This is a genomic window from Paractinoplanes atraurantiacus (assembly GCF_900215205.1).
GTDB lineage: Bacteria > Actinomycetota > Actinomycetes > Mycobacteriales > Micromonosporaceae > Actinoplanes > Actinoplanes atraurantiacus.
Genome location: NZ_OBDY01000006.1, coordinates 332,976 through 358,622, shown reverse-complemented (window position 1 = coordinate 358,622; position 25,647 = coordinate 332,976). Strand labels below are relative to the sequence as shown.

The following is a 25,647-nucleotide window of genomic DNA, read 5'->3' as shown; positions in this document are numbered from 1 at the left end:
CCTCGCCGCCGCGCGAGGCCGCAGGGCGACTTTCGCGCGTATCGGTGGTCAGGCTTTCCCGAACCCCGCGAACGCCCAGCGCAGGGCGTCCGGAAGAAGGACGCCCGCGTGGTTGGGGCTGTGCCCTCCGTCGCCGAGGACGAGCCGGAAGTCGTAGCCGGCTTCGGCCAGCGCCGCCGCGACGCGCAGATTGCCGGCGAGCCAGTTCCGTTCGGGCTCGTTCCAGTGCAGGTCCCGGTGGCCGGCCTGCATGAAGATCCGCAGCGGCTTGCGGGGAACGCTGGGGATCAGGTCCGGGTACGGGTTCCCGGCCGGCATCTGCACGAAGCTGGACAGGAAGCAGATCACCCGCCGGAACTTGTCCGGGCGAAGCCACGCGGCGGTGAACGCGCCGTTCCCGCCGCTGCTGCCACCACAAATGGCCCACCGATCGGGGTCGTCAGTGATCGAGTAACGCCGCGTGACCTGCGGGATGATCTCGGTTAGCAGGAAGGTGACCAGGCGATCGTCGAAGGCGTCGTACTCGACGTTGCGGTTCTTCGGATTCCGCGCGCCCACAAGGACGCCGGGATCGACGAACAGCCCGAAGGTGACCGGGATGTCGCCGCTATGGATCAGGTTGTCCAGCACGATCGCGCCCCGAACCTCACCGGCAGGATCGAGGTACCACTCCCCGTCCAGGAAGACGATCAGCGAGGCGGGCTGCGACCCGTCGTATTGAGCCGGCACGTGCACCCAGAACTTGCGCGACGTACCCGGATAGACGGCGCTGCCGTCCCAGCTGAACTCGACCGTCCGGCCCGCCGGCGCCTCCGCCCGGCGACGAGAGTCGGGCCCGTGGGCGTACCGAACGTCCGTCTGGTCGACGGCGAGCGAGCGGAACGGCACCTCAGCGGTCATCCCGGGCACGCTAGGCGCCGGTCCTCGGCCCGGCAATCGGATTTGCCGGTTGGTCACGCCGTGATCGGTAGCGTGGCGGCGATCGGCCACGCCACCAGCAGGGAGCCGGCCAGCGCGATCGCCCAGGCCGGCGCGGCCAGGCGGTTGAGCAGGGTGCTCCAGCCCGCCTGCAGTACCAGGAGCACTGCCAGCAATGGCACGACCAGCAGGAGGAACCCGTTGGTCAGCCCGAGGACGGCCGCCGCGGTCAGGGCGACGACCGTGGCCGCCGCGACCGCGAGGATGCCGAGCATGCTGCCACGGCTGAGGCGCTCCGCCGCGTACGAGAGAAGCGCGAATCCCGCCCACACCACCGGAAGAATCCACCATCGGGCCCCGGCCGGCCACATGTTCGTGAACCCCAGCTGCAGCGGCACCACGATCGTCACCGCGGCATAGGCGACGAGCGCCACCGCCGCCGGGACCCGACCCCACGGTCCCGGCCGCCCCCGCTGCACGAGCAGCAACAGACCTCCGAAGAGGAACGTGAAGGCGACCGCGTAGTCCCCCGAGTCCAGCGGGAACCACGACGTCGGCAGCACGGCCGCCACCAACGCCGCCACGATCGCGGCGCCCGCGACGGGAACCAGCAGGACCCACCGGAACCGCTCGATCGTCGCCCGGCCCCTGAACAGGAGGCGTGCCAGTGGGTAGAGGCCGACCAGTAGCCCGGCGAAGAGCAGTCCCGCCCCGGCCGGGCGGCGCAGCGGCGACGGGATCGCCTCCTGCGTGACCGGGCCGCCGAAGCGCTGGTCGAGCCAGTCGATCGTCTCCTGGTGCGTCCGTGGCGCGTACAGGATGGAGATGTGTTCCACGCCGGGAATCGTCACGGCCCGGCTGTCCGCGATCCGCGCGGCCGCCTCCGTCGCCGTGGCCTTGAACCCTGGGAACTCGGCCTGCCCGACCAGCATCAGCAGGTTCTTCGGATGTCCCTCGGGCACCGACGGCAGGGAGATCGCCACGGTGGCCACCACTTCCGGATGCGCGGCCGCGTATTCGGTGACCGCTGAGGCCCCCATCGAGTGCCCCACCAACGAGACCCGGGCGTTGTCCACATCCCGCAGTGACCGAAGATGCGCCATCGCCGCGTCGAGCTCGCGCTGGAGGTCCGCGCTACCGGTCCGCGCCTTCGGATTGGCGCCGTGCCCCGCGAAGTCCAGCAGGACCACCACGTAGCCGCGCCCGGCAAGGGTGTCCCCGAACGGCATCATGAGCTTCGCCGACCCCGCGTAGCCGTGCGCGACCACCACGCCGGGCCGCCGCTCCCCCGGTTTCAGCCCCGCCGGATGGACCTCGTAGAGCGGCACCCCGTCGGCCACCACCCGCCGCGGGGTCGCCTCGCCACCGGCCGACGCCACCAGTCCCAGTCCCGCGGCGCCGAGGACCGCCGCGATCAACGCCACCACCAGTACCCGCACGCCGAAAAGCACAAGCGACGGTATCGACCGCGCCCCCACTCCCACACTCCCGCAAACGTGCCGACGTCGAGCTCGCCGCGTCCAAGGTGGTGGGGGCCGAAATTCCACGGTTCGGTGCAGAATATTTCAGGAATGAGTCCAACTATTGCGGTCGCGTGAAGTCAGACGTCATGATGACCGTCGATCCGTTCCCCATCCCCGTCCCCGGATCGCCTGGAGCTCCCCATGCCGCTCACTCGCCGTGCCCTCTTGTCCGCGGCCGCCGCCGGTTCGGCCGCCACTGTCCTCACCGACCTCTCGGCCGGCGGCGAACCGGCCCGCGCCGCCTCGCCGCCCGGTGATGTCGTCGGGAAGATCAGCGTCGGCTATCAGGGCTGGTTCTCCTGCCCGGGTGACGGTGCTCCGATCGGCGGCTGGTGGCACTGGAGCCGGGACCGTTTCCAGCCGCCGTCGCCGAGCAACACCACGATCGTGTCCTGGCCCGATCTGCGGGACTTCACCCACACGTACCCGACCGCTTATCCCCATCTGGGAAACGGCGGCCCGGCCGCGCTGTTCTCCTCGTACGACCAGCAGACCGTCGACACGCATTTCGCCTGGATGCGCACCTACGGCATCGACACCGCCGCCCTGCAACGGTTCAACCCGGTCGGCGACGAAGGGCCGACCCGCGACGCCATGGCCCGCAAGGTGCGCACGGCGGCCGAGGCGACCGGGCGCAAGTTCTACATCATGTACGACGTCACCGGCTGGACGAACATGCAGTCCGAGCTCAAGACGGACTGGACCACCAAGATGGCCGCGCACACCGCCTCCCCCGCGTACGCCCGCCAGAACGGCAAGCCGGTCGTCTGCGTCTGGGGTTTCGGCTTCGACGACGACGGCCGCCCGTTCACCCCGGCCGCCTGCCTCGACGTCGTCAACTGGCTGAAGGCGCAGGGCTGTTATGTCATCGGCGGCGTGCCCACCTACTGGCGTGAGGGCAAGAACGACAGCCGCACCGGCTTCCTCGACGTCTACCACGCGTTCCACATGCTGTCGCCGTGGATGGTCGGCCGCACCGGCACGCTCGACGGGCTCGACTGGTTCCTGGCCAACGTGAACACCGCCGACCAGGCCGACTGCAACGCCCACGGCATCGACTACCAGCCGTGCGTGCTGCCCGGCGATCTGTCCTCCGGCCACCGCCGGCACGGCGACTTCTACTGGCGCAGCCTCTACAACATGGTGCGCCTGGGCGCCCAGGGCCTCTATGTGTCCATGTTCGACGAGTTCAACGAGGGCAACCAGATCGCCAAGACCGCCGAGACGGCCGCCTCCGTGCCCGCCGGCAGCGGCATCCGAGCGCTCGACGAGGACGGCACCTTCTGCTCCTCCGACTACTACCTGCGCATCACCACCGACGGCGGCCGCATGCTGAAGGGACAGCTGGCGCTCACCGCCGTACGGCCGACTCAGCCCACCCTGACCGCAGGTGATCTCGCTGCCGGTAAGCCGGTGTCGGCCAGTAGCGCCAACGGGGCCTTCGCGCCCGGAAACGCCGTCGACGGCAGCGCCACCACATATTGGGAGAGCGGCGGCGGCGCCTTCCCGCAATGGTTCGAGGTCGACCTCGGCGCCGCCTACGCCGTCACGCGCCTGGTGCTGCGCCTGCCCGCCGGCTGGGAACGCCGCACCCAGACCATCGCCGTGCAGGGCGGCGCCGCCACCACGTACACCTTCGATCCGGCTTCGGGCAACACCGTCACCATCACGCTTCCCGGCACGGCGGTCCGCAATCTCCGGCTCACTTTCTCGGGCAACTCCGGCTGGCCGGCGGCTCAGATCTCCCAATTGCAGGTGTACGGCGACAGCACGCCCCCACCCGCGACCGACCTCGCCCGCGGGCGCGCCACCACGGCGAGCGCCGCCGTGCAGAACTACACCTCCGGCAACGCGGTCGACGGCGACGCCGGCACCTACTGGGAGAGCGCCAACAACGCGTTCCCGCAATGGATCCAGGTCGACCTGGGCGCTGCCACCACGGTCTCCCGCCTCGTCCTCAAGCTCCCGCCGTCGTGGGGCGCCCGCACCCAGACCATCGCGATATCGGACGGCACCACGACGCTGTCCGCCGCCGCCCCGCGCGTCTTCGACCCCGCGTCGGGCAACACGGTGACCATCACGTGCCCGCCCACTCAGGCCCGTTACGTCCAGGCGACCTTCACCGGCAACACGGGCTGGCCCGCCGGCCAGCTCTCGGCCCTGGAGGCCTACTCCTCCTGACCCGCCTTCTTCAGGCGGTCGAGCGCACCCGTCCAGTACGCCTCGTACCGGGCGACCCACGGCGCCACGGCCCGCGACATGGCCTCGGCGTCGATGGCGTACAGCTGATGGCGCCCCTGCCGGGTGGCGGTGACCAGACCCGCCGCCCGCAGGGCCATCAGGTGCTTGGAGATGCCCGACGTGACCAGCCCGGGAAAGTGCGCCGACAGCTCGCTCACACTCAGCGTCCCGTGCTCGGCGAGCAGATCGAGGATGCGCCGCCGCGTCGGATCGGCCATCGCCCGGAACAGCTCCTCCTCAGACAACGCCACCCACCGCCGCCGCCAGGCGCTCGAGGACCTGATGCTTGTCGGCCCCCCGCTCGTACGCCTCAAGCGTCTCCTGCCATTCGTCTTTTCCGATCCCGGCGAAACCGTCGTGCACCAGCGAGACCCGTGTCCCACCGGCGATCGGTTCCAGCGTGACGAGCAGCCGCCCCGGGTGCACCCACCCCGACCCCTCTTCGAGCCAGGACAGGACCAGCCGCCCTTCGGGCACCAGCTCGAGCACCACCCCGCTGATCCAGGTCTCGCCGTCCCCGCCGGGCATCCGGTAGGCGCCGCCGACCCGCAGATCGATCTCGACCTCGGGCGAGAGCCACTCCCGTAACCCGTCCGCAGTGGACAGCAACCGCCACACCGCGCTCGGCGGCCGGGAGATCTCGATGGAACGCGCAACCTCAGGCATGCCGGCTCCTTTGTCTTACCGCTTGGTAATGCATTACCGTACGGTAAGACGTTGCACCGGTCAATGCACGTGGGACGATAAGCGGGTGTACGAGCCCTACTGGGACACCATCGGCGCCGGGAAGACCTTCACCCACCCGGTCGACTTCTCGTGGCTGCCCGCCGGGTCCCGGATCGTCGACTACGGCTGCGGCTACGGCCGGGTCACCGCCCTCGCCCGCGAGCACGGCTTCGCCGAGGTCGAGGGGTTCGACCCGTCGGCGGCCCTGATCGAGCGGGCCCGCCGCGACCACCCCGGCCTGCCGTTCCACGTCCTCACCGACCCGCCGCGGCTGCCGCACGCGGACGGCACCGTCGACGCCGTGCTCCTGATCGCGGTCCTCACCTGCGTGCCGTCGGAGACCGATCAGCGCGCCCTGATCGCCGAGCTGGCCCGGGTCCTGCGCCCCGGCGGCCTGCTCTACGTCAGCGACCTGCTGCTCCAGATAGACGACCGCAACATCGCCCGCTACGAACGGGACGCCGGCACCCACGGCCCGTACGGCACGTTCCGCACCGACGACGGCGCCACCCTGCGGCACTACAGCGCCGACTGGCTCGAACGCCTCGTCCTGTCCCGCTTCGCCACCGCGACGACGTGGGAGATCGAAGTCGAGACGATGAACGCCAATCCCGCAACCGCCTTGCAGCTGATCGCCCGAAAGGCCGCGTGAGGCCACACCTCCCGCGAATCCTCAAGGCGTTGAGACGTCTCTCTCGCTTCCCCGAACAGAAGGCCGCGAACCGCCCTTCGCCCCTACTCTTGCCGACGAATTCCCATCGGCCTCGATAAAGGGTTCTGCGGATGCGCCTGAATACCGAAGAGAATGCCATTGCCGAGGAACAAGCGTTTCTCGACGTGGCCACAGCACGCCGTGAACGCCTGGCGGAGCAGTTGCAGGCCGAGCTGGCGGCCGAGGCGCTGGACGAGACGGAACGCGGTCGGCTCCACGCGCTCCGGCGGCAGTGGGAGGAGTTGTCGCGGGCTCGGGACGGCCTCGTCTTCGGCCGGCTGGACGGCATCGACGGCGTGGTGCGGCACGTGGGCCGTGTCGGCCTCCGCGACGACAATGCGAACCCCCTGGTCGTGGACTGGCGCGCTCCCGCCGCCCGGCCGTTCTACACCGCGACCGCCCTCGACCCGCAAGGACAGAGCCGGCGCCGTCACGTGCGCACCACGGGCGACATCGTGGTGGGTGTCGACGACGAACCGCTCGACGGCACCGCGGCGTCCGAACTGGTCGGTGAGGGTCCGGGTGGCGTACCTGCTGTTCACCCATCGCCGGATGGCCGAGCAGGCCGTCCTGGTGCTCGGCCCGTCACCTCGCTTCCTGGAGTACATCTCCCAGGTCCTGCCCGCGCTCGGCGAGACCGCCGTCGTGTCGGCGACGTGCGACACCCTCGTTCCTCAGATCGCCGTGGGCCGCGCCGAGAGCCGGCGGCTCTCCGAGATCAAGGGCCGCGCCCTGTGGCAGCCCGCGCTCGAGCACTACATCGGATCGCTGCTGCCCCGCGCCCGTGAGATGAAGCTGCGCTGGGAGGGCGAGTTCCACCTGATCGGCGCGGAAGCGGTCGGCCAGGCGCTCGCCTCGGCCACGCAGGGCCGCTCATACCACCGAGCCCGTGCCGCTTTCGCCGAGCAGCTGCACCATCTCCTGGCTGGTGCCGTCGCCGAGCAGCGAGCAGCTCTGCTGGAGGAGATGGAGGAGGGCTTCGAGGACATCCTCGCCCGCGTCGACAAGAGCATGGGCCGCGACTGCGCACCGGCGCCCACCAGGACCGACGACGAGGAGCTCGAGGAGCTGCGCGACCGCATCGCCGCCGACGCCGGCATCGCCAAGTTCGTCGAGGCCTGGTGGCCGGCGCGGGACCCCGAAGTCGCGCTGCGGGAGTTCCTGTCCAGCTCCGCGCTACTGGGCCGGTTCGCTCCGGAGCTCTCGGCGGAGGAGGTCGAACTCGTCGTCTCCGAACCGGGGCCGTGGGCCGCGAGCGACATCCCACTGCTCGACGCGATCGCCGAACTGCTCGGCGACACCGGCGACCCGCATCCTCAGGGCGAGTTCCTCGCCGAGCGCGCCTGAGGACAGCGGGGCTGGGTGTACGGGCACGTCGTCGTCGACGAGGCGCAGGAGCTGTCCGAGATGCAGTGGCACATGGTCCTGCGCCGCTGCCCCAGCCGATCCATCACCGCGGTCGGCGACATCGATCAGGTGGAGGCGTCGCACCGGCACACCAGTTGGGCCGGGGCGGTGAACGCGACCCTCGGCGAACGGTGGACCGCGGCCCGTCTCACCATCTGCTACCGCACGCCCCGGGAGGTCATGGACCTGACCGCCGCCGTCCTGGAGAAGGCCGGCAGCCACAACTTTCCCCCACGGGCGGTCCGCTCCTCCGGCATCGCCCCGTGGACCCGCACGGCCACGCCCGCCGAGCTGCGGCGCCGATGGGCGGGCGGAACGGTCGGCGTGATCGCCCCCGCCGGGCGCGTCGCCGAGCTGCGAGCCGTGCTGAGCGAGGTGCCGGTGCTCACCGCGACCGAGGCCAAGGGCCTGGAGTGGGACGCCACCCTGATCGTCGACCCGCGCGGCATCACCGCCGAGCCCCGGGGCTGGAACGGACTCTACGTCGCCCTCACCCGCTGCACCCACGAACTCGGGCAGCTCGACATCAGCGAAGCCTAGTCCTGGAAAGCGACCAGATGCCGTTCCCAGGCATGGGTCAAGTGAAGACGCATGGCCTCGTCCGCGGCATCGGGGTCGGCATTCTCGACAGCCGCGGCTATCTGCTGATGTTCGTCGTTGGTCACCGCGGTTTGGGCGTACGGGAAATAGCGTCTGTGCAAATGCAAGTGGGCGTGCAGCCGCGTGATGCTCTCGCGCAGCAGCGGGCTTCCGGAGGCCTCCGCGACGAGGTCGTGCAGATGGGCGTCCAGGGCGGTGAACGCCGCGTGCCAGGTGCGGTCGTCGCCGCCCTCCACCGTTCGCGCCGCCGCGGCCGTCAGGGCGGAACGCTGCTCCGGTGTGGCCCGGGTGGCGGCCCAGCGGGCGGCCGCGCACTCCAGCAGCAGGCGCATGTCGAACATGTCGTTGAACTCGTCCCGGGTGAGCAGGGGGCTCACCGTGTAGCCGGCCAGGGGGCGCTTGCGGACCAGGCCCTCGGACTCCATCCGGGCCAGGGCCTCGCGCACCGGCGTCGGTGAGACCTCCAGATCGCGGGCCAGGGCGTCGATGTTGAGCCGGTCGCCGGGCTTCATGACGTGCTCGAGGACGGCCGAGCGGAGCGAGTCGTAGACATCGTCGCCCAGCGTCGAGCGTTTGAGCCTTGGCAGCGTCATGGGTACATCCTATAGGATCTACGAAAGCGCGCGATTAGGGAGCACCCGTGCCCGTCATCACCCACGCCGAGGCGTACCTCATCGACATCCCGGTCGAGACGTTGCGCACCGACGCCCTTCAGACGTTCCTGGCCCAGGAGACGGTGTTCGTCGAGATCCGGACGGACGACGGGGGCGAGGGCACCGGCTACACGTACACGATCGGCACCGGCGGCACCGCTGTGCTCGCGCTGCTGCGCGACTATCTGCTGCCGCGGCTGCCCGGGCAGGACCCGCGGCGGGTCGAGGCGGTGTGGCGCGACCTGTTCCTGCACACCAAGGCGACCACGGTCGGCGCCATCACGTCCCTGGCGCTGGCCGCGGTCGACACCGCGCTGTGGGACCTGCGGTGCAAGGAGGCCGGGCAACCGCTGTGGGTGCTGGCCGGCGGGGCCAAGGACCGCATTCCGTTGTACGACACCGAGGGCGGCTGGCTCCAGCTCACCACCGAGGAGCTGGTATCCGGCGCGCTCGCCAGTAGGAAGGCGGGGTGGCCGGGCATCAAGATGAAGGTCGGCCGGTCACCCCGCGAGGACGCCGACCGGGTCGGTGCCGTGCGGGCCGCGGTCGGCGACGACTTCGACGTCATGCTCGACGCCAATCAGGCCCTGACCGCGAGCGACGCCATCCGGCGGGCCAAGCTTCTGGAGCCGTACGACCCGTACTGGTTCGAGGAGCCGCTGCCGGCCGAGGACGTCGCCGGGCACGAGGCCCTGTCCCGCAACACCACGATCCCGGTCGCGGTCGGCGAGTCCATGTACGCGCCGGGCCAGTTCGCCGAGTACGTGCGCCGCGGCGCGGCCGGAGTCGTCCAGGTCGACGTCGCGCGCATCGGCGGCATCACTCCGTGGCTGAAGGTGGCGCACCTGGCCGAGGCGGCCAACATCGTGGTCTGCCCGCACTTCCTGATGGAGCTGCACATCAGCCTGTGCTGCGCCGTGCCGAACAGCCGCTACCTGGAGCACATCCCGCAGCTGCGGGCCATCACCCGCGAGGAGATCGCGGTCGAGGACGGCCAGGCGCTCGCCCCGTCGGCGCCCGGTCTCGGCATCGCCTGGGACCGCGACGCGATCGACGACCGGAGGAAAGCATGAACCCGATCGAACGGGCCCGGGTCGGAAACACCTGGGTGACGAGGCTGGGGCTCGGGCTGGCGCCGATCGGCGGCCTCTACTCGGCGGTGAGCGAGGAGCAGGCGTTCGCGACCGTCGAGCGCGGCTGGGACTTGGGGATCCGCTACTTCGACGTGGCGCCGCTGTACGGCAACGGGCTGACCGAGAAGCGGGCCGGGCACGTGCTTTCGCGCAAGAAGCGGTCCGACTTCGTCCTGTCCACCAAGGTCGGCCGCCTGCTCCGGCCGGGCCACGGCGAGGACCAGGGCATCTGGGCCGAGTCGGCCGACGTGTCCCCCGTCTTCGACTTCAGTGCCCCGGGAGTGCTTTCGTCGTACGCCGAAAGCCTGCACCGCCTCGGCCTGGACCGCGCCGACATCGTGCACCTGCACGACCCGGACGACCACTTCGAGGCGGCGTCGACGCAAGCGCTGCCACAGCTCGTGACGATGCGCGAGGAGGGCCGGATCGGCGCGGTCTCGGCCGGCATGAACCAGGCCGCGATGCTGGCCGACTTCGTGCGCACCGGCCAGCTCGACAGCGTGCTGCTGGCCGGGCGGTACACGCTGCTGGACCGGTCGGGCGCCGATGAGCTGCTGCCGCTCTGCCTTTCCCGTGGTGTGTCGGTCATCGCGGCCGGCGTCTTCAACTCGGGGCTGCTGGCCGACCCCTCACCGAACGCCACCTTCGACTACGCGCCCGTCGACCGGGCGACCCTCGACCGGGCCCTCGGCATGCAGCGGATCTGCGCCGAGTACAGGGTTCCGCTGCGCGCGGCCGCCCTCCAGTTCCCGTTCCGCCATCCGGCCGTCACGTGCGTGCTCGTGGGAGTGCGTTCCCCCGAGGAGGTCGAGGACGCGGTGAAGATGGCGACCCTGCCGATCCCGGAAGAGCTGTGGAAGGAGCTCGACGCGTGATCATCGACGCGCACCACCACCTCTGGACCGCCGACTACGCGTGGTTGCGGGATCCCTCGCTGGCCCGGATCCGCCGGGACTACACAGTGGACGACCTGCGGGCGGCTCTCGCCACCGCCGGTGTCGACCGGACCGTGCTGGTCGAGGCCGGCCGGGGCGACGACGCGGAGACCACCTCGTTCCTGGCCATCGCCGAGGCGACCCCGGAGATCGCGGGCGTCGTCGGCTGGGCCTCGCTGGCCTCGCCGCGGCTGACTTCGACCATCGCCGAACACCGAGCCGGCCCGGGCGGGCACCTCCTGGTGGGAGTCCGCGATCAGGTGCAGGGCAACGGGCCCGGTTTCCTGGACGGGCTGCACGACGGGCTGGCCGCGGTCGCCGCCGCCGGGCTGGTCAACGAGCTGGTCGTCAGCGCCGACCAGCTGCCGTCGGTGGCGCGGGCCGCGGCGGCCTTCCCCGACTCCGTGTTCGTGCTCGACCATCTGGGCAAGCCCGCCATCGCGGCCGGCGGGTTCGCCGAATGGCGCGACCTCATCGCGCCCGTCGCCGCCCGCCCGAACGTCGTGGCCAAGCTGTCCGGTCTCGTCACCGAGGCGGACCACGACCGCTGGACGGCCGGCGACCTCAAGCCGTACGTGGAAACCGCCGTCTCCTTGTTCGGCACGGACCGGCTGATGTTCGGGTCGGACTGGCCGGTCTGCGAGCTGGCCGCCACCTATGCCGAGGTGAAGGACGCCTTGGTGGAGACACTCGGCGCGATGCCGGAGGACATCTTCGGCGGCACCGCCGTTCGCACCTACCGCTTGGAGCAACAGCTGTGAAGATCGCCGCCATCGAGACGTACGACGTACGTTTCCCCACCTCACGCGAGCTGGACGGCTCCGACGCGATGAACCCCGACCCCGACTACTCGGCCGCGTACGTGGTGCTGCGCACCGAGTCCGGCGCCGAGGGCCACGGGTTCACCTTCACCATCGGCCGGGGCAACGAGGTGGTCCGGGCCGCGATCGACGCCCTGGCCCCGTTCGTCGTGGGGCGGGACGCGAGCGACCTCGGCGAGTTCTCGCGCCGGCTCACGCACGACTCGCAGATCCGCTGGCTCGGGCCGGAGAAGGGCGTCACCAGCCTGGCCGCGGCCGCCCTCATCAACGCGGCCTGGGACCTGGCGGCCCGGGAGGCCGGCAAGCCGCTGTGGCGCTATCTTTCCGATCTGTCACCGGCGGAGATCGTCGACCTGATCGACTGGCGCTACCTGAGCGACGCCCTGACCCCGGCTGAGGCGCTGTCCATTCTGGAGGCTGCCGTTTCCGGGCGCTCCTCCCGGATCGAACATCTCGAGCAGCACGGCTATCCGGCGTACACGACCTCGCCCGGCTGGCTCGGCTACGACGACGCCAAGCTTTCGCGACTGGCCCGGGAGGCCGTGGCCGACGGCTACCGCCAGATCAAGCTCAAGGTGGGCGCCTCTCTGGACGACGACGTGCGGCGGATGAGGCTCGCCCGCTCGGTCGTGGGCGACGACATCCGGATCGCGGTCGACGCCAACCAGCGCTGGGACGTGGCCGAGGCGATCGACTGGATGGCCGCGCTCGCCCCGTACAAGCCGTGGTGGATCGAGGAGCCGACCAGCCCCGACGACATCCTCGGGCACGCGGCGATCCGGCGCGGCGCCGGCGTGCCGGTGGCCACCGGCGAGCACGTGCAGAACCGCATCGTCTTCAAGCAGTTGCTCCAGGCCGAGGCGGTCGACTTCGTGCAGATCGACGCCTGCCGCGTGGCCGGCGTCAACGAGAACCTGGCGATCCTGCTGCTGGCGGCCAAGTTCGGCAAGCCGGTCTGCCCGCACGCGGGCGGCGTCGGCCTCTGCGAGGTGGTGCAGCACCTGTCGATGTTCGACTACGTGGCCGTCTCGGGCAGCCTCGACAACCGCGTCATCGAATACGTCGACCACCTCCACGAGCACTTCACCGACCCGGTCGTCATCCGCGACGGCGCGTACCAGGCCCCGGCCGCCCCCGGTTTCTCGTCGGAGATGCTCCCGTCGTCCATCGCCCGGTATTCGTTCCCGGACGGACCAGAGTGGTCCTGATCGTGACGGATGCTTGAGCGATGACGCCGTCGCCTGGCCAGTCCCGGCTCGGCCTGGACCCGCAAGCGCTACGACGCCGGTCCGCCCCTAACCCGCCAGCAGCGCCGTCAGGGGCGCCCTGACGTCGGCCGGGTGCAGGTTCAGCGCCTCGAACTGCTCCGGCGCCGCCCACAACAGCTCGAAGCTGTTGTCCGGACCGTCGTCCAGGGCCTCCTGCCCCGACAAGGCCGGCACCCCGGTGACGCCGGTCATCAGGAAGTAGAACGCGGGCCGCTTGTTGTGCTGCCCGGTCCACACCTGCCGGTCGACGGCCGCCCGCAGGGTGGTCTCCTCGTGCAGCTCGCGCAGGGCCGCCTCGGCCGCGCTCTCCCCCGCCTCGACGTGCCCGCCGGGCAGGACCGCGTAGTCGTGCCCGGGACACACCGGCTCGCCGTCAGCGCACATGGGACAGTCGTCGTCCATCCGCAGGAACCGTTTGATCAGCAGCACGCGTGCTCCGTCGACGACCACCGCGGCCGCGCGGGGGATCCGGTCACCATCCGCCATGAGAGTAAGTGTCTCCGAACGCCGCGTCCGATGCCCGCCAGACGGTGACCCCCACGACCGGCGAGGCTCGTCGCCATGGAACTCGACGGAAAAGTAGCGCTCGTCGTCGGCGGAGGACGCGGCATCGGCGCGGCCGTGGCGCGCAAGCTGGCCGAGGCGGGCGCCGACGTGGCCCTGACCTACCAACGGGATCAGGCCAGCGCCGAGACTGTCGCCAAAGCCGCGGGCAGACGCGCTGTGGCCTTCTCCGCGGACAGCGCCGACCCCGCCGCGGTGGCCGGCGCGATCGACCGCACTGTCAGCGAACTGGGCCGCCTGGACATCCTGGTCAACAACGCCGGGGCGTTCCGCCTCGGCCCGTTGGAGGAGCTGACCACCGACGACCTGGAGCAGACGATCGCGGTCAACATCCGCGCCCCTTTCCTGGCCTGCCAGGCGGCGGCCCGCCACCTGCCAGCGGGCGGCCGCATCATCAGCGTCGGCAGCAACATGGCCGAACGCGCGGCCTTCCCCGGCTTCTCGCTGTACTCGATGAGCAAGACCGCACTGACCGGCCTGACCAAGGCGCTGTCCCGCGAGCTGGGCCCCCGGGCCATCACAGTGAACCTGGTGAACCCCGGCCCCACCGACACCGACCTCAACCCGGCCGACTCACCCGACGCCGCCGGAATCAGCGCCTTGACCGCCCTCGGCCACTACGCCACCCCACCCGACATCGCGGCGGCGGTGGCCTTCCTGGCCGGCCCGGCCGCCCGCTACATCACCGGCGCGACGCTCAACGTGGACGGAGGTTTCACTGCTTGACGAGCCCCGGCTTGTGCAGGATCTGAATCAGGTTGCCGCAGGTGTCGTCGAGGACCGCGGTGGTCACATCACCCATCCGCAACGGCTCCTGCGTGAACCGCACGCCGAGACCGCGCAGCCGCTCGTACTCGGCCTCCACGTCGTCGACGTAGAACGACGTCAGCGGTACGCCGTCGTCCACGAGCGCCGCCTTGAACGGCTTGGCCGCCGGGTGCGCGTCCGGCTCGAGCAGCAGCTCACAGCCGTCCGGGTCGGCCGGCGAGACCACGGTGAGCCAGCGGTGCTCACCGACCGGCACGTCGGCCTTCACCTCGAAGCCGAGCTTGCCGGTGTAGAAGCTCAGCGCCTTGTCCTGATCGTCGACGTACACGCTGGTGACGTAGATGCGCATCAGTTCTCCCTGCGCCACCGGTCGGTCAGCCGATCCAGCGGCGTCGTGTCGATGTGGTGGAACTTGTACCGTCCTTCACGCCGGCCGGTGACCAGCCCCGCCCGCGCTAGCACCTCGAGATGCTGAGAGACCGCCTGCCGCGACAGCCCGAGCCCGTGCCGCATGGTCAGCCGCGAACAGATCTCGAACAGCGTCTGCCCGTCCCGCTCAGCCAGCTCATCCAGGATCACCCGCCGCGTCGGGTCGGCCAGCGCCTTGAAGACCTCACCCTCCGCGGCGCTCTCTCCCATCCTGCCACAATAGGCAAGTCACCACTTGCCTATCAACACCACCGGAGAAGCCAGTCCGCGAGGGCTCGAGCGACGCCGGAGGCGACGCCGGTGAGGACGGCCGCGAGGTACGTCTTCTCGGGGTTCTTCGATTCGGTCATTGTTCGCTCCTTCCGCCGCATGTCAGCCAGCCTGCGGGCCACACGAAGAGATCCACTCAGTTGCGATGAGTGACCGGTACGTGACGTGGTGCGCGATGCTGGACAGCGATGGGCAGCGATGGAGGACGCCGGAGACGGCCACGGCCGATGGACCCTCCCTGTCTGGCCGACGGCCCGTTGAAGGATCTCAAGGACGCGATCTACGACTTGTACCTCGGGGCCGAGACACCCACGCTCGACGAGATACAGGCCGAGGTGAACGCGCTCGGCGACTCCATGTCCGCCCTGCTGCGCCGCGGCGGCCTGGACGAGGCCGGCGCCGAGGAGCAGCTCGACCAGCTGGAAGGCGCCCTGCCACGACGCGACACCATCGGCCGGATCATCGGCACCCCGGCCCTCCCGCCCAGCCAGGCCGACCTGGTCGTGGTGGTGGTCGCGCTGGCACGGATGGCCGGGCGCCTGCCGGCCCACACGATCCGCCGCGACCTTCCAGCACTGGTCACGCAGGCGCGGCGGCTCTGGCGCCGGGCCCGCACCGCGCCTGTTCCGCTTCGCCTGGGCAAACCGATTCGGGACTGCACGGCGCTGGCGCTCGAGGTACACCGAGCCATCGATCTTCCCGATCAGGCCACGGATCTGCCGCGCTACGTGCCACGCGCGCACGACGAGCGGCTCAGAGAAGCCGTCACCGCCTGTGCCGGCGGCACAAGTCTCATGATCACGCTGGTCGGAGGGTCTTCAACCGGGAAGACCCGGGCCTGCTGGGAAGCCGTTCAGGCACTTCCCGCCCAGTGGCGGCTCTGGCATCCGCTCGATCCTTCCAGGCCGGCGGCCGCCGCAAGCGACATCGCGCAGGTCGGTCCCCACACGGTCGTCTGGCTCAATGAGGCGCAGTTCTACCTGCTGGGCGCCGATCTCACGCTCAACGAACGGATCAGCGCCGGCCTCCGCGCCCTGCTCAACGACCCCGGACGCGGACCGGTGCTGGTCCTCGCCACGATGTGGCCCGAGTACTGGACGGCTCTGACGTCGCGGCCACCGCCCGACGTCCCCGACCGGCACGCGCAGGCCCGGGAGTTGCTGGCGGGCACCGATCTCCGCATCCCGGACAGCTTCCACGGCGCTGATCTGCGGTCGGCGCGCTCCGCGGCGCGCTCGGACGCGCGTCTGAGCATGGCCGTGGCACAGTCGGGCAGCGGGCGGCTCACCCAATACCTGGCCGGCGTGCCGGAGCTCGTCCAGCGCTGCCGCAATGCGCCGGCCGCCGCGCGGGCGGTCATCGAGGCCGCCGTCGACGCCCGCCGGTTCGGACATCCGCCCTCGCTTTCGAGCGAACTCCTGCAAGCGGCCGCCAGGGGATATCTGCACGAGGTCGACCTGGGACAGGCCGGACCGCAGTGGGTGGAGCGGGCCTTCGGATATGCGCTGGAGCCCTGTCACGGCGTCGCCGGGATCCTGTCGGTGGTGCGGGCCGGTCCCGACCGGCTGTTCGGCCTGTTCGAGGAGCCCGCCTACCGCCTCGCCGACTATCTCGAGCAGGCCGGGCGTGAGGAAAGGGCGGAGGTGTTCCCACCCGGTGCGTTCTGGGACGCGGTGGCCGCCTCCGTTAGAGACCCGGACGTGCTCCGGAGAATCGGCGAACGGGCCGAGAGCAGGGGCCGCAACGGGCGTGCCGCCCAGCTCTACCGACGATCGGCACGCTTCGGCGACGTCGGCGCGCTGGTGGCGCTCGGGCGGCTGCGCCAACAGGCCGACGATCTGACCGGCGCCGATGCGTTCTACGCCCTGGCCGCCGACCGGGGAAGCCTCGAAGCCTGGGAGCATCGCGCGTCGCTGTGGGAGTTGCGCGGGCACGGCGTGGACGACTCGGTCACGCAACAGCGACTCATGGAGATGACCGAGAGGAACGAGCGCTTCGACGAGCTCTACGGCGACTGGATGGGCGAGGACGAGGTGACCTCGATGCTGCGCCGAGCCCGCCGTCTGAGCGACGCCGGCGAGCTGGCCCAGGCCAGGGAGCTGTACGGGGAGGCGACGAGAACCGGAGACCCGTCGGCCATGGCGGAGCTGGCCACGATCAGCGAACGACTCGGCGACCACGTCGAGGCGACCAGGCAAGCGCTGCGGGCCGCGCGGGCCGGGAAGGCCGACGCCGTCGTCGCCGTGGTGCGATCGCGCGAGTCGCGCGGAAGAGCCGACGACGCGGAGGCCCTGGCTGTGGAGGCGGGCGAACTCGGTCAGCCCGCTGCGCTCTACCTCCTGGCCGAGATGCGCCCAGCCGGGAACGGGGACTCGGTCATTGCCCACGCCCTCCGTCTGGGCTTCCCGCATATCTACTCCGTGGTGGCCGAATACCACTACAAGACCGACCCGGAACGATCCCGGCGGATGCATGAGAAGGCGGCGGATCTCGGCGACGTCGCCGCTCTCACAGCCCTCGCGCTCGCTGACGAAGAGGCCAAGCAGCCGTCGGCCGCCGAGGACCTCGCCGTTCGCGCAGCCGATCGCGGCGACACCAGGGCTCTCGTCCTCCTCGCCGACCGCCGCGAGCAGGAAGGTGACCTGGACGGGGCGGAGCGGCTCTACCTGCGGGCCGCCGAAGCGGGCATGCGCGGTCTGGCCCACGTCCACGAGGACCGGGGTGATTACGAGCGGGCGGAAGAGCTGCTCCTCGCGGTGATCAACCGGGGCAACGACGCGGTGCTGAGTGACCTCGCCTCCCTGCACGAACAGAGAGGCGACCATGCCGGCGCCGACCACGTGCTGCGTTTCGGGCTGGACGACGAGGGACGGCCCCAGGATCCCGACGCCTTCCGGGCCGCCGGAGAGACCGAACCGGGTGGGCCGTGGTGAGCCGGCCGCCCGGGGTGTGGCGCGATCAGATGTCGATGAGCACCTTACCGGTGGGGTGGCGTTCGGCCGTCTCGTAGGCGGCCGCGACCTGGGCCAGCGGGAACCGCGTGATCGGCAGGCCCGCCTCCGCGCCCACCCGCAGGCGGTGGGCGGCTGCGGCCGCGGTCACCGAGGCCACGGCCTCGTCCTGCTGGTCCGGCGTCATGTCCGCGGCGGCGGCCAGGTCGGCGACGATGTCGGGCGGCTCCGGAAAAGGAGCGCTCTCGGCCGATTCCGGAAGGGCAGCGCCGTCCGGTGACCCCGGAAGACCCGCGCGGTCAGCGGCCGGCGGAAGAACCCCGCCGCCGGGCGGCGGGGGAAGGCGGACGTGGTCGGCGCCGGCGGCTCGTGCCGACTCGGCCTCGGCCGGTGAGCTGACTGCGACGACGACGTGCGCGCCGGCCCACGAGGCGAGCTGGATGGTGGCGTTCTCCGCGGGCCCCGCGGCGCCGGCCACGAGCACCACCCGGCCGGTGAGGGCGCCCGGGACCAGCCGGGTGGGTTCGCCGGCGGCCGCGGTGAGTGCCCGGTGCGCGGTCAGCGCCGGTACGCCGAGCGAGGCGCCCACGTCGAACGAGACCCCCGGCGGCAGCGGTACGACGTTGCGGCGCGGCAGGATGAGGTACTCCCGGGCGGTCCCGGAAGCGTTCCAGACCCACACGAAATCGCCTGCCGTGAGCCCGTCGACGTCCGGGCCGACCGCGTCCACCACGCCCGCGCCGTCGTGCCGCGGCGTGCCGGCGGCCCCTCGGCCCGAACCAGCCGCCGCGACATGCATCCGGACCCGGACCTCACCCGGCCCAGGCTGTTCCACCTCTGATCGCATGCTCGGACCTTTCCCCGGCCGCCGGGCGCCGGCAACGGGGCCGAGACGCGGGTCACGACGGCCAGGCGGAGTTCTCGATCACGTCGACGAAGTCGATGTGGCGGTAGCCGGGGATCCGGTGTTCCAGGACGTCGGCGTTGACCGTGCCGAACGTCGTGTCCGGGCGGTGGCGGAACCCCTCGGCGAAGGCGTCGACGATGGCCTTCTTGAAGCCGGGCCGCGGGTGGGCCCGGGTCACCGCCTCCACTGCGGCCGGGTCGAGCTCGCCCAGACCGACGCCCAGCACGTCCGTTTCGACGCCCGCCGTGACCAGCGCGATCTCCGGTTCCAGCCGGTACGGGATCTCGGGTGTGGTGTGCAGGGCCACCGCCTCCCAGACCACCCGCGCCTCGTCCGGCCCGATGCCGTGGGCCAGCAGGAAGCGGCGGGCCTCGTCGGCGCCGTCCATCTCGAAACGCTGGTCGTCGCGCCGGTGGCGCGGGGTCAGGCCGAGGTCGTGGAACAGCGCACCGACGTACAACAACTCGGGTTTGGCCTGGAGCCCGAGCCGGATCCCCTGCAATGACCCGAACAGGAAGACCCGGCGGGAGTGGTGGAAGAGCAGGTCGTCGGTGGCCTCGCGGACCAGCGCGGTGGCCTCGCGGGCCAGTGACGAGTCGGGGATGTCGATGCCGGCGATGTTCATGTGCCCACTCTCACGCGGGAGGGGCTCAGAAAGCCGTGTCCTTCCTGCCATGCTTGCCTCGGATCGGGACATGGGAGGCAGGATCGTGCACCGGGTCACCGCGCTCGTCTTCGACGGCATGAAGATGCTCGACCTGGCCGGCCCGCTGGAGGTCCTGGCGCAGGCGGGCCGCTACGAGCTCGAGGTCAGATCACCCGACGGGCGCGACGTGATCAGCTCGACGGGCGTGCGCGTGCCGGTCGACGGGCCCGCCCACGAGGCGCGGGACGTCGGCACCGCGCTCATCGTCGGCGGCGACCACCTGCCGGTCGCTCCGATCCCCCAGCCGCTGATCGACGCCGCCCGCCTGCTCTCGGAAAAGGCGGAACGAACGGCTTCCATCTGTACGGGGGCCTTCATCCTCGCCGCGGCGGGGCTGCTCGACGGCCGCCGCGCGACCACGCACTGGCGGCACGCCCGGCTGCTCGGCGCCGCCTATCCGGGCATCGCCGTCGAGCCGGACGCCCTGTTCGTGCGGGACGGCGCCGTCTACACGTCCGCCGGTGTCTCGGCCGGCATCGACCTGGCCCTGGCCCTGGTCGAGCGGGACAACGGCGAGCAGGCCGCCCGCACGGTCGCGCAGGAGCTGGTCGTCTTCCTCCAGCGCCCGGGCGGGCAGTCCCAGTTCTCGCCGTCGCTGGCGCTGCCCCGCCCGACCACGCCGAAGCTGCGGGAGCTGACCGACGCGGTCGCCGCCGACCCGGCCGGCGACCACGCGATCCCGGCGCTGGCCGCGAAGATCGCCGTCAGCCCGCGCCACCTGTCCCGGCTGTTCCGCGACGAGCTCGGCACCAGCCCGGCCAAATACGTCGAGTCGGTCCGCGTCGACGCCGCCCTGCGCCTGCTCACCGAGGGCCATTCCGTGACGGCGGCCGCCCAGCGCACCGGCATCGGCAGCACGGAGACCCTGCGGCGGGCCGTCATCGGCCGGATCGGCGTCTCGCCGCGCGCCTACCAGCAGCGGTTCCGGTACGGTCGGCGCATGTCGGCGCACCTGCGGCCAGCCCGCGACGAGGACGTTCCCACCGTCGCGCGGATCTGGGAATCGGCCTGGCGCGACGGGCACCTGGGGCATGTGGCCGAGGAGGTCGTCCTCCTGCGTACACCCGAAAGCTTCGGCGCCCGCACCGCCGCCATGGTCTCCCGCACGACGGTGGCCGTGGTGGACGGCGCCATCGTGGGTTTCGCGACCGTCGACGGCGACGAGGTCGAGCAGGTCTTCGTGGCCGCGGCCAGCCGGGGCAGCGGCGTGGCGGCCGACCTGCTCGACGCGGCCGAGCGGCAGGTCGCGGCGGCCGGGCACGAGACGGCCTGGCTGGCCGTGGTGACCGGCAACGCGCGGGCCCGCCGCTTCTACGAGCGGCGCGGCTGGGCCGACGACGGCGCCTTCGAGTATCAGGCGCGGCATGCGGGCGGCACCATCGGCGTGCCCTGTCACCGTTACGTCAAGCGGGTCGGATGATCGGGCGCGCCACCCTGGACTGGCTGTCCGCCCAGGGCATCACCCGGTGAGGTCGTAGGGTCGGTCCATGTTCGCACTGCCCGGTCCCGTCATCGTCGCCCCGATGGCCGGCGGACCCAGCACAGCCGCCCTCGTCGTCGCGGCCGGGAAGGCCGGGGCGCTCGGCTTCCTCGCCGCCGGCTACAAGACGCCGGCGGCGGTCGAGGAGGAGCTGCGGACGGTGCGGAGCGCCGGGGTCCCGTACGGCCTGAACATCTTTGTCCCGACGCCCTCCCCCGCCGACGCGGAACCGCTTCACCGCTACCGGGAGACGCTGTCGGCCGAGGCCGCCGCCTATGGAGTGGAGCTGCCGCCGCTGCGCCTCGCCGATGACGACCACTTCGAGGCCAAGGTGGCGCTGGCGGTCGAATACGAGGTGCCCTACGTCAGCTTCACCTTCGGCGTCCCGCCCGCGGACGTCGTCTCCGCCCTGCGCGATGTGCTGATCACGGTGACCGACCGTGACGAGGCGACCCGCGCTCTGACGGTCGGGCCGGACGCGCTGATCGCCCAGGCCGGCACGGCCGGCGGTCACGCCTCCACCACCGACCCCGCCGCCTATGCGGGGACCACGACGGCGGCCGAGGTGCTGGCCGACGTGCTCGCCGTGACGTCCCGGCCGGTCGTCGCGGCCGGCGGCACCAGCTCGTCCGCCGACGTGGCGGCCCTGCTGTCCGCCGGCGCGGCCGCGGTCCAGGCCGGAACGTTCTTCCTGTTGGCCGACGAGGCCGGCACCCGCACCGCCCAGCGCGAGGCGATGCTCTCCGGCGCGTACGAGGAAACCGCCGTGACCAGGGCTTTCACCGGCCATCCGGCGCGCGGTCTGCGCAACCGCTTCATCGACGTCCACTCGTCGGCGGCACCGATCGGCTATCCGGCGATCCACCACCTCACGGCGCCGATCCGGGCCGCCGCCGCGGCCGCCGGTGACGCGTCGGCGTTGAACCTGTGGGCCGGGACCGGCTTCGCGGCCGCCCGGCCCGGCCCGGTCGCGGAACTTCTCAGGGCGCTGACCCCGGAGGGATGAGGACCTTGCCCGGGGCCGGGGGAATCCGTACGGTCGCTGGTCATGGAAATGAGGCAGCACGTGACCACGGCGGCCCGGCTGGCGCTGGCGCAGTGGTCACAGCGGCTCGGCGCCGACGGCATGGAGGCCATGCGGTCGCGACCCGGCCTGACGGCGGCGGTCGATCAGCACATCGCGCAGATTCGCGACACCATCGGGCACGCGCGGCCGGAGGCGCTGGCCGCCTACGCCGACGGGGTCGCCGACGCGGTCACGGCCAAGGGGTGGAGAGCCGACGAGACCGCGAGAGGGTGGGAGGGAGCCTCCTGGCCCTCCCTGCACCTGCTCGCGGTCTGCGTCCTGGCGGCACGGCTCAGTTGAAGCGGCGGTTCTCCTCGCCCGGGAGGTCGGCCTCGATGCGCTCCTTGCGCACCTCGCCGATGACGGTCTCCTCGTCGGTGACGGTCTCCTTGCCGAGGCGCACGCGCTCCACCGGCACGGTCTCGGTCTCGACGACCGGGCGCTCGGCGTGCAGCGTGACCTCGTGCTCCGACTCGGTGAGGTCGGGGCCGGCGAAGGCGGCGTCCCGGTTGGCGCCGGTGATCGGCTCGCGCTCGAGGCGGACCTCTTCGCGCGCGACCGGGATGGTGGCCTGCTGCTGCTCGGTCACCACGTACTTGCGCAGGCGGGCCCGGCCGGCTTCCTCGCGCCGGGTGCCGGCCTCGAGACGCTCCTCGGAGCGGGTCATGGCCCCGTCGCCGTAGTTCTCGTCCTGACGACGATCGGCGTCGTACGAGGTGCCGGTGTAGTTGGCGTTTCCGGCGGCGACGCCCGCCTCGTAGGCGCGGGAGCTGTCCTGCCAGCTGAGCCCGTAGTACTCGTACAACCGCTCGACGTCGTCCTGGGTCAGCGGCTCGTCGTGCGACGCGTCCACGTTGGGCGCGTCCTTCACCTTGGCCTTGTCGAACGGCAGCACCAGCCGGTCGCCGTCGAGGTCGGCCCGGTCCAAGGGCACGAGCGACTCATGGAGGCCGAAGAGGCCGGTCTTGACGCTCGCCCACGTGGGCTGCCCGGCGCCGTCCTCCCACACCTGCCCGACACTGCCGATCTTGTCGCCGTCGGGGCCGTACACGTCGTGTCCGCTCAGGGCGCGAACCTGGTCCAGAGTAATCATCAGGGGGTCCTCCTTGGAGCTGGGTACGCCCCAATCCGTACCCGGGGTCTTTGCCGCCATGCATGCGATTTCCAAAGTGTTTTCCGCCGCCTCGTGGGTATCACCCGAAAATGGCGATCTCACAGGAAGATCTTGACAACCTGAGCGGCGCCGAGGTCTACGACAAAGCCGGCCGTCCCCTCGGAACGGTTGGGCAGATCTACCTCGACCCGCACAGCGGCGAACCACTGTGGGTGACGGTCCGCACCGGCGCGATGAGCTTCCAGGAGTCGTTCGTGCCCCTGCGCGGCGCCGGCCTGCAGGGCGGGCGGCTGACCGTCGCGGTCGACGGGACCCTCGTCCGGGCGGCACCGATGATCGATACGGACGGTCCTTTGGAGTACGGCGACGCGGACCGTCTCGAGGCGCATTACGGCTCCGCCGGCGACGACGCCATGACTCGCTCCGAGGAACGCCTGGTCACCGGCGTACGGAAAGAACCCGTGACCAAGGTCCGCCTCCGCAAGCACCTGGTCACCGAGGAGCGCCAGATCACCGTCCCGGTCACCCGCGAGGAGGTCCACCTCGAGCGTGTACCGGTCGACGCCCCGGACGTCCCCGCCCCCGACACGACCCTCTACGCCGAGCGCCCCGTCGTCACCACCGAGAAGGTGCCGGTCGAGCGCGTCCGCCTGCGTAAACAGACCGTAACCGACGAGGAGACGGTTACCGCTCCGGTCCACAAAGAACAGATCGAATTTGAGGGCCCTTCATAGCAATTCCCGAAGCGCTTCTCCATAAAGCCGAGCGAGCACCTCAATATCAAACCGGCGAGCCGCTCGGCCGGCAACGGAAGGTCACCCGAAATCGACACCCGGGCCGGATGATTATCGCGGATCGTCCGCAGCCGTCGACTGACGACCGCGCGGCTCGACTCGTCGCGATTCCGTGCAACCAGAACTCGGCGAACACCTGGATGAACCGCCGGCTCTCGGGCTCGTCGACATTCGCCTCCTAACGCGCGCGCAGCGCCTCCAGCCGGCCCGTCAGCGAGCCGGAGGCCGTCCCCGGGTCGCCGTCCCCGGCGAGCTTGCGCTCGAGGATGGCCCCGACCAGGTCGTTCTTGCTCGCGAAGCTCCCAGATGGACGCCGTCGCCTTCCCGCTTCTGGTCTTGGCCGTCACCGGCTCGGCGAGCCAGGCCGGTCTCGCCGGCTTCGCCCAGACGCTGCCGTACGCCCTGTTCACGCTGGCCGCGGGCGCGCTGGTCGACCGCTGGGACCGCCGCCGGGTGATGATCGCGGCCGACGCCGGGCGGGCGCTGCTGCTGGGCCTGCTCGGTGTCGCGGTCCTCGCCGGCTGGGCCCCGCTGGCGCTGATCCTCGCCGTGGTGTTCGCCGAGGCCGTACTGGCGATCTTCTTCGACCTGGCCAGCATCGGCCTGCTGCGCGCGGTCGTGCCGGTGCCGGACATCGGCCGCGCCGCCGCCGTCATGCAGGCCCGGGACGCCGCGGCGATGCTGGCCGGCGGCCCGATCGGCGGCCTGCTCTTCGGCCTGCACCGGGCGCTTCCCTTCCTCGGGGACGCCCTCTCCTACCTGGTCGGTCTCATCGCCACGATTCTCATCCGGCCCGGTCCACAACAGCGGGCCGCCGCGGCTCCCATCGCCGCGCTCGTCCTGCTCCTGATCCTTCTGACACGACAGGGCGGCGCCTCAGCCGCGAGCATCGGCGTGCTGTCGGCGCTGATCGGCGCCGGAGGGCTCGCCGGGGCCGCGCTCACCCCACTACTGATACGCCGCCTCCCGGCGCGGCGCATCTTCGTGGGCATCGGCTGGTACTGGACGGCGGCGCTTCCGGCGACGGCCTTCACCACCGACCCGTACCTGCTCGGTGCTCTCGGCGCCCTGCTGACCCTGCCGTTCCCGGCTTGGAACGCCGCGGTGCTGACCCGGACCGTCGCGGTGACCCCCGACCACCTCTTCGGCCGCGTCCAGGGCGTGCGGCAGTTCGTCTCCCGGCTCGCCACCCCGTGCGGCCCCCTGTTCACCGGCCTCGCCTACGAGGTGCTCGGCGGCCGCGCCACCGCCTTCGTCCTGCTCGCCGCCGCCCTGCTGATGGCTGCCACCGGGAGCCTCCTGAAGGATGTCCTCCCAGCCGAGCAACCCGATGAGCCGGCGGATCGGCCGCGGGCATCCGGCGAGCCACAGACGCCGCCCGTAGGCGCGCAGAGCCGATGAGGTGAGGGCGAACACGCGCAGACCGCCGACGTCGATGAAGGTCAGCCCGGACATGTCCACCACCACGTCGCCCGGGCAGTGCCGCATCACGTCGGCGATCAGCTCCAGCATGGGCCGGGTGCTCAGGTCGGCCTCGCCGCGCAGGCGCACCCCCGGTGGGTCCGTCGTCGCGGTGACCTCCAATTGCCACTCCATGTCCCCACGGTGGCTCTTCCGGCGGCCGCCCACATCGCGCGGATGTGTGACCCTTCCATCCGCGT

Annotated in this window: 26 protein-coding genes and 2 pseudogenes; 16 read left to right on the top strand and 12 right to left on the bottom strand. The window is 71.3% G+C overall.

From position 1 onward, the window contains the following. Nucleotides 1–48: 48 nt before the first annotated feature. Entirely contained in the window at nt 49–900 is an 852-nt protein-coding gene (locus CRP55_RS17585; RefSeq protein WP_097321132.1) for an alpha/beta hydrolase, read from the bottom strand. A gap of 53 nt (nt 901–953) precedes the next feature. Then, a complete protein-coding gene (locus CRP55_RS17580) occupies nt 954–2,357 on the bottom strand; it encodes an alpha/beta hydrolase (protein WP_245923090.1) in 1,404 nt (467 codons plus the stop codon). Nucleotides 2,358–2,582: 225 nt separating this feature from the next. Here CRP55_RS17580 and CRP55_RS17575 point away from each other — a divergent pair, with 225 nt between their 5' ends. After that, the gene (locus CRP55_RS17575; RefSeq protein WP_097321131.1) at nt 2,583–4,622 is read left to right on the top strand and encodes a glycoside hydrolase family 99 protein; all 2,040 of its coding nucleotides are present in this window, start codon (nt 2,583–2,585) and stop codon (nt 4,620–4,622) included. Here CRP55_RS17575 and CRP55_RS17570 read toward each other — a convergent pair. Both CRP55_RS17570 and CRP55_RS17565 read right to left on the bottom strand, forming a co-directional pair. Then, nucleotides 4,610–4,927: an ArsR/SmtB family transcription factor gene (locus CRP55_RS17570; RefSeq protein WP_143234687.1), complete on the bottom strand. Its 318-nt coding sequence runs from the start codon at nt 4,925–4,927 to the stop codon at nt 4,610–4,612. The two genes, CRP55_RS17575 and CRP55_RS17570, sit on opposite strands and share 13 nt — an antisense overlap. After that, nucleotides 4,920–5,348 carry an SRPBCC family protein gene (locus CRP55_RS17565; protein ID WP_097321129.1) on the bottom strand — a complete coding sequence of 143 codons (429 nt, stop codon included), beginning with the start codon at nt 5,346–5,348 and terminating at the stop codon, nt 4,920–4,922. Before CRP55_RS17565 ends, CRP55_RS17570 begins: the two co-directional genes overlap by 8 nt. Before the next feature lie 85 nt (nt 5,349–5,433). Between CRP55_RS17565 and CRP55_RS17560 the strand changes: the two genes are divergently transcribed. The 4 genes and pseudogenes from CRP55_RS17560 (at nt 5,434) to CRP55_RS54620 (ending at nt 8,067) form a co-directional block, all read left to right on the top strand. Continuing rightward, nucleotides 5,434–6,060, top strand: a complete 627-nt coding sequence (locus CRP55_RS17560) for a class I SAM-dependent methyltransferase (RefSeq protein WP_245923088.1) — start codon at nt 5,434–5,436, stop codon at nt 6,058–6,060. Between the two features lie 131 nt (nt 6,061–6,191). Beyond that, nucleotides 6,192–6,554, top strand: a pseudogene (locus CRP55_RS56620) (HelD family protein); the annotation flags it as partial. Nucleotides 6,555–6,642: 88 nt separating this feature from the next. Further along, the gene (locus CRP55_RS54625) at nt 6,643–7,467 is read left to right on the top strand and encodes a helicase domain-containing protein (protein ID WP_245923085.1); all 825 of its coding nucleotides are present in this window, start codon (nt 6,643–6,645) and stop codon (nt 7,465–7,467) included. Nucleotides 7,468–7,482: 15 nt separating this feature from the next. Then, nucleotides 7,483–8,067 carry a helicase domain-containing protein gene (locus CRP55_RS54620; RefSeq protein ID WP_245923083.1) on the top strand — a complete coding sequence of 195 codons (585 nt, stop codon included), beginning with the start codon at nt 7,483–7,485 and terminating at the stop codon, nt 8,065–8,067. On the opposite strand, the gene CRP55_RS17550 is transcribed toward CRP55_RS54620, so the two are convergent. Further along, nucleotides 8,064–8,720, bottom strand: a complete 657-nt coding sequence (locus tag CRP55_RS17550; protein ID WP_097321127.1) for a GntR family transcriptional regulator — start codon at nt 8,718–8,720, stop codon at nt 8,064–8,066. The genes CRP55_RS54620 and CRP55_RS17550 overlap by 4 nt on opposite strands. A gap of 47 nt (nt 8,721–8,767) precedes the next feature. Between CRP55_RS17550 and CRP55_RS17545 the strand changes: the two genes are divergently transcribed. The 4 genes from CRP55_RS17545 to CRP55_RS17530 are packed head-to-tail and all read left to right on the top strand — an operon-like array spanning nt 8,768 to nt 12,877. Further along, nucleotides 8,768–9,853: a mandelate racemase/muconate lactonizing enzyme family protein gene (locus CRP55_RS17545; protein WP_097321126.1), complete on the top strand. Its 1,086-nt coding sequence runs from the start codon at nt 8,768–8,770 to the stop codon at nt 9,851–9,853. Continuing rightward, the gene (locus CRP55_RS17540; protein ID WP_097321125.1) at nt 9,850–10,788 is read left to right on the top strand and encodes an aldo/keto reductase; all 939 of its coding nucleotides are present in this window, start codon (nt 9,850–9,852) and stop codon (nt 10,786–10,788) included. The genes CRP55_RS17545 and CRP55_RS17540 overlap by 4 nt, the downstream gene beginning before the upstream one ends. Continuing rightward, nucleotides 10,785–11,609 carry an amidohydrolase family protein gene (locus CRP55_RS17535; protein ID WP_218854594.1) on the top strand — a complete coding sequence of 275 codons (825 nt, stop codon included), beginning with the start codon at nt 10,785–10,787 and terminating at the stop codon, nt 11,607–11,609. The genes CRP55_RS17540 and CRP55_RS17535 overlap by 4 nt, the downstream gene beginning before the upstream one ends. Then, nucleotides 11,606–12,877 (top strand): enolase C-terminal domain-like protein, encoded by a 1,272-nt coding sequence (locus tag CRP55_RS17530; RefSeq protein ID WP_245923081.1) that lies wholly within the window; start codon nt 11,606–11,608, stop codon nt 12,875–12,877. Before CRP55_RS17535 ends, CRP55_RS17530 begins: the two co-directional genes overlap by 4 nt. Before the next feature lie 87 nt (nt 12,878–12,964). Here the strand turns inward: CRP55_RS17530 and CRP55_RS54615 are convergent, their stop codons facing one another. Next, complete coding sequence (locus CRP55_RS54615) at nt 12,965–13,423, bottom strand: NUDIX domain-containing protein (protein ID WP_097321124.1); 459 nt, start codon at nt 13,421–13,423, stop codon at nt 12,965–12,967. 75 nt (nt 13,424–13,498) lie between these two features. Between CRP55_RS54615 and CRP55_RS17520 the strand changes: the two genes are divergently transcribed. Then, the gene (locus tag CRP55_RS17520; protein ID WP_097321123.1) at nt 13,499–14,227 is read left to right on the top strand and encodes an SDR family NAD(P)-dependent oxidoreductase; all 729 of its coding nucleotides are present in this window, start codon (nt 13,499–13,501) and stop codon (nt 14,225–14,227) included. Here CRP55_RS17520 and CRP55_RS17515 read toward each other — a convergent pair. After that, a complete protein-coding gene (locus CRP55_RS17515; protein WP_097321122.1) occupies nt 14,217–14,618 on the bottom strand; it encodes a VOC family protein in 402 nt (133 codons plus the stop codon). The genes CRP55_RS17520 and CRP55_RS17515 overlap by 11 nt on opposite strands. Next, complete coding sequence (locus CRP55_RS17510) at nt 14,618–14,908, bottom strand: ArsR/SmtB family transcription factor (RefSeq protein ID WP_097321121.1); 291 nt, start codon at nt 14,906–14,908, stop codon at nt 14,618–14,620. The genes CRP55_RS17515 and CRP55_RS17510 overlap by 1 nt, the downstream gene beginning before the upstream one ends. 287 nt (nt 14,909–15,195) lie before the next feature. Here CRP55_RS17510 and CRP55_RS17505 point away from each other — a divergent pair, with 287 nt between their 5' ends. Beyond that, the gene (locus tag CRP55_RS17505; protein ID WP_097321120.1) at nt 15,196–17,901 is read left to right on the top strand and encodes a tetratricopeptide repeat protein; all 2,706 of its coding nucleotides are present in this window, start codon (nt 15,196–15,198) and stop codon (nt 17,899–17,901) included. Between the two features lie 25 nt (nt 17,902–17,926). Here CRP55_RS17505 and CRP55_RS17500 read toward each other — a convergent pair whose 3' ends face one another. Together CRP55_RS17500 and CRP55_RS17495 are read right to left on the bottom strand one after the other, a co-directional pair. Then, nucleotides 17,927–18,766 carry an alcohol dehydrogenase catalytic domain-containing protein gene (locus CRP55_RS17500; protein ID WP_097321119.1) on the bottom strand — a complete coding sequence of 280 codons (840 nt, stop codon included), beginning with the start codon at nt 18,764–18,766 and terminating at the stop codon, nt 17,927–17,929. A gap of 52 nt (nt 18,767–18,818) precedes the next feature. After that, nucleotides 18,819–19,451, bottom strand: a complete 633-nt coding sequence (locus CRP55_RS17495; protein ID WP_218854592.1) for an HD domain-containing protein — start codon at nt 19,449–19,451, stop codon at nt 18,819–18,821. A gap of 70 nt (nt 19,452–19,521) precedes the next feature. Between CRP55_RS17495 and CRP55_RS17490 the strand changes: the two genes are divergently transcribed. The 3 genes from CRP55_RS17490 to CRP55_RS17480 all read left to right on the top strand — a co-directional run bounded on the left by CRP55_RS17490 (nt 19,522) and on the right by CRP55_RS17480 (nt 22,378). Continuing rightward, nucleotides 19,522–20,952 carry a GNAT family N-acetyltransferase gene (locus CRP55_RS17490; RefSeq protein ID WP_097321118.1) on the top strand — a complete coding sequence of 477 codons (1,431 nt, stop codon included), beginning with the start codon at nt 19,522–19,524 and terminating at the stop codon, nt 20,950–20,952. 67 nt (nt 20,953–21,019) lie between these two features. Then, entirely contained in the window at nt 21,020–22,018 is a 999-nt protein-coding gene (locus tag CRP55_RS17485; protein ID WP_097321117.1) for a nitronate monooxygenase, read from the top strand. A 42-nt stretch (nt 22,019–22,060) separates the two neighbouring features. Next, entirely contained in the window at nt 22,061–22,378 is a 318-nt protein-coding gene (locus CRP55_RS17480) for a DUF6401 family natural product biosynthesis protein (protein ID WP_143234685.1), read from the top strand. On the opposite strand, the gene CRP55_RS17475 is transcribed toward CRP55_RS17480, so the two are convergent. Further along, nucleotides 22,371–23,171 carry a DUF2382 domain-containing protein gene (locus CRP55_RS17475; RefSeq protein ID WP_097321115.1) on the bottom strand — a complete coding sequence of 267 codons (801 nt, stop codon included), beginning with the start codon at nt 23,169–23,171 and terminating at the stop codon, nt 22,371–22,373. The genes CRP55_RS17480 and CRP55_RS17475 overlap by 8 nt on opposite strands. Nucleotides 23,172–23,281: 110 nt before the next feature. Between CRP55_RS17475 and CRP55_RS17470 the strand changes: the two genes are divergently transcribed. Together CRP55_RS17470 and CRP55_RS56230 are read left to right on the top strand one after the other, a co-directional pair. Continuing rightward, nucleotides 23,282–23,926, top strand: a complete 645-nt coding sequence (locus tag CRP55_RS17470) for a DUF2382 domain-containing protein (protein ID WP_097321114.1) — start codon at nt 23,282–23,284, stop codon at nt 23,924–23,926. 366 nt (nt 23,927–24,292) lie between these two features. Then, a pseudogene (locus CRP55_RS56230) lies at nt 24,293–24,787 on the top strand (MFS transporter); the annotation flags it as partial. A gap of 147 nt (nt 24,788–24,934) precedes the next feature. On the opposite strand, the gene CRP55_RS56225 reads toward CRP55_RS56230, so the two are convergent. Then, a complete protein-coding gene (locus tag CRP55_RS56225; protein WP_097321194.1) occupies nt 24,935–25,582 on the bottom strand; it encodes an STAS domain-containing protein in 648 nt (215 codons plus the stop codon). Nucleotides 25,583–25,647: the final 65 nt, after the last annotated feature.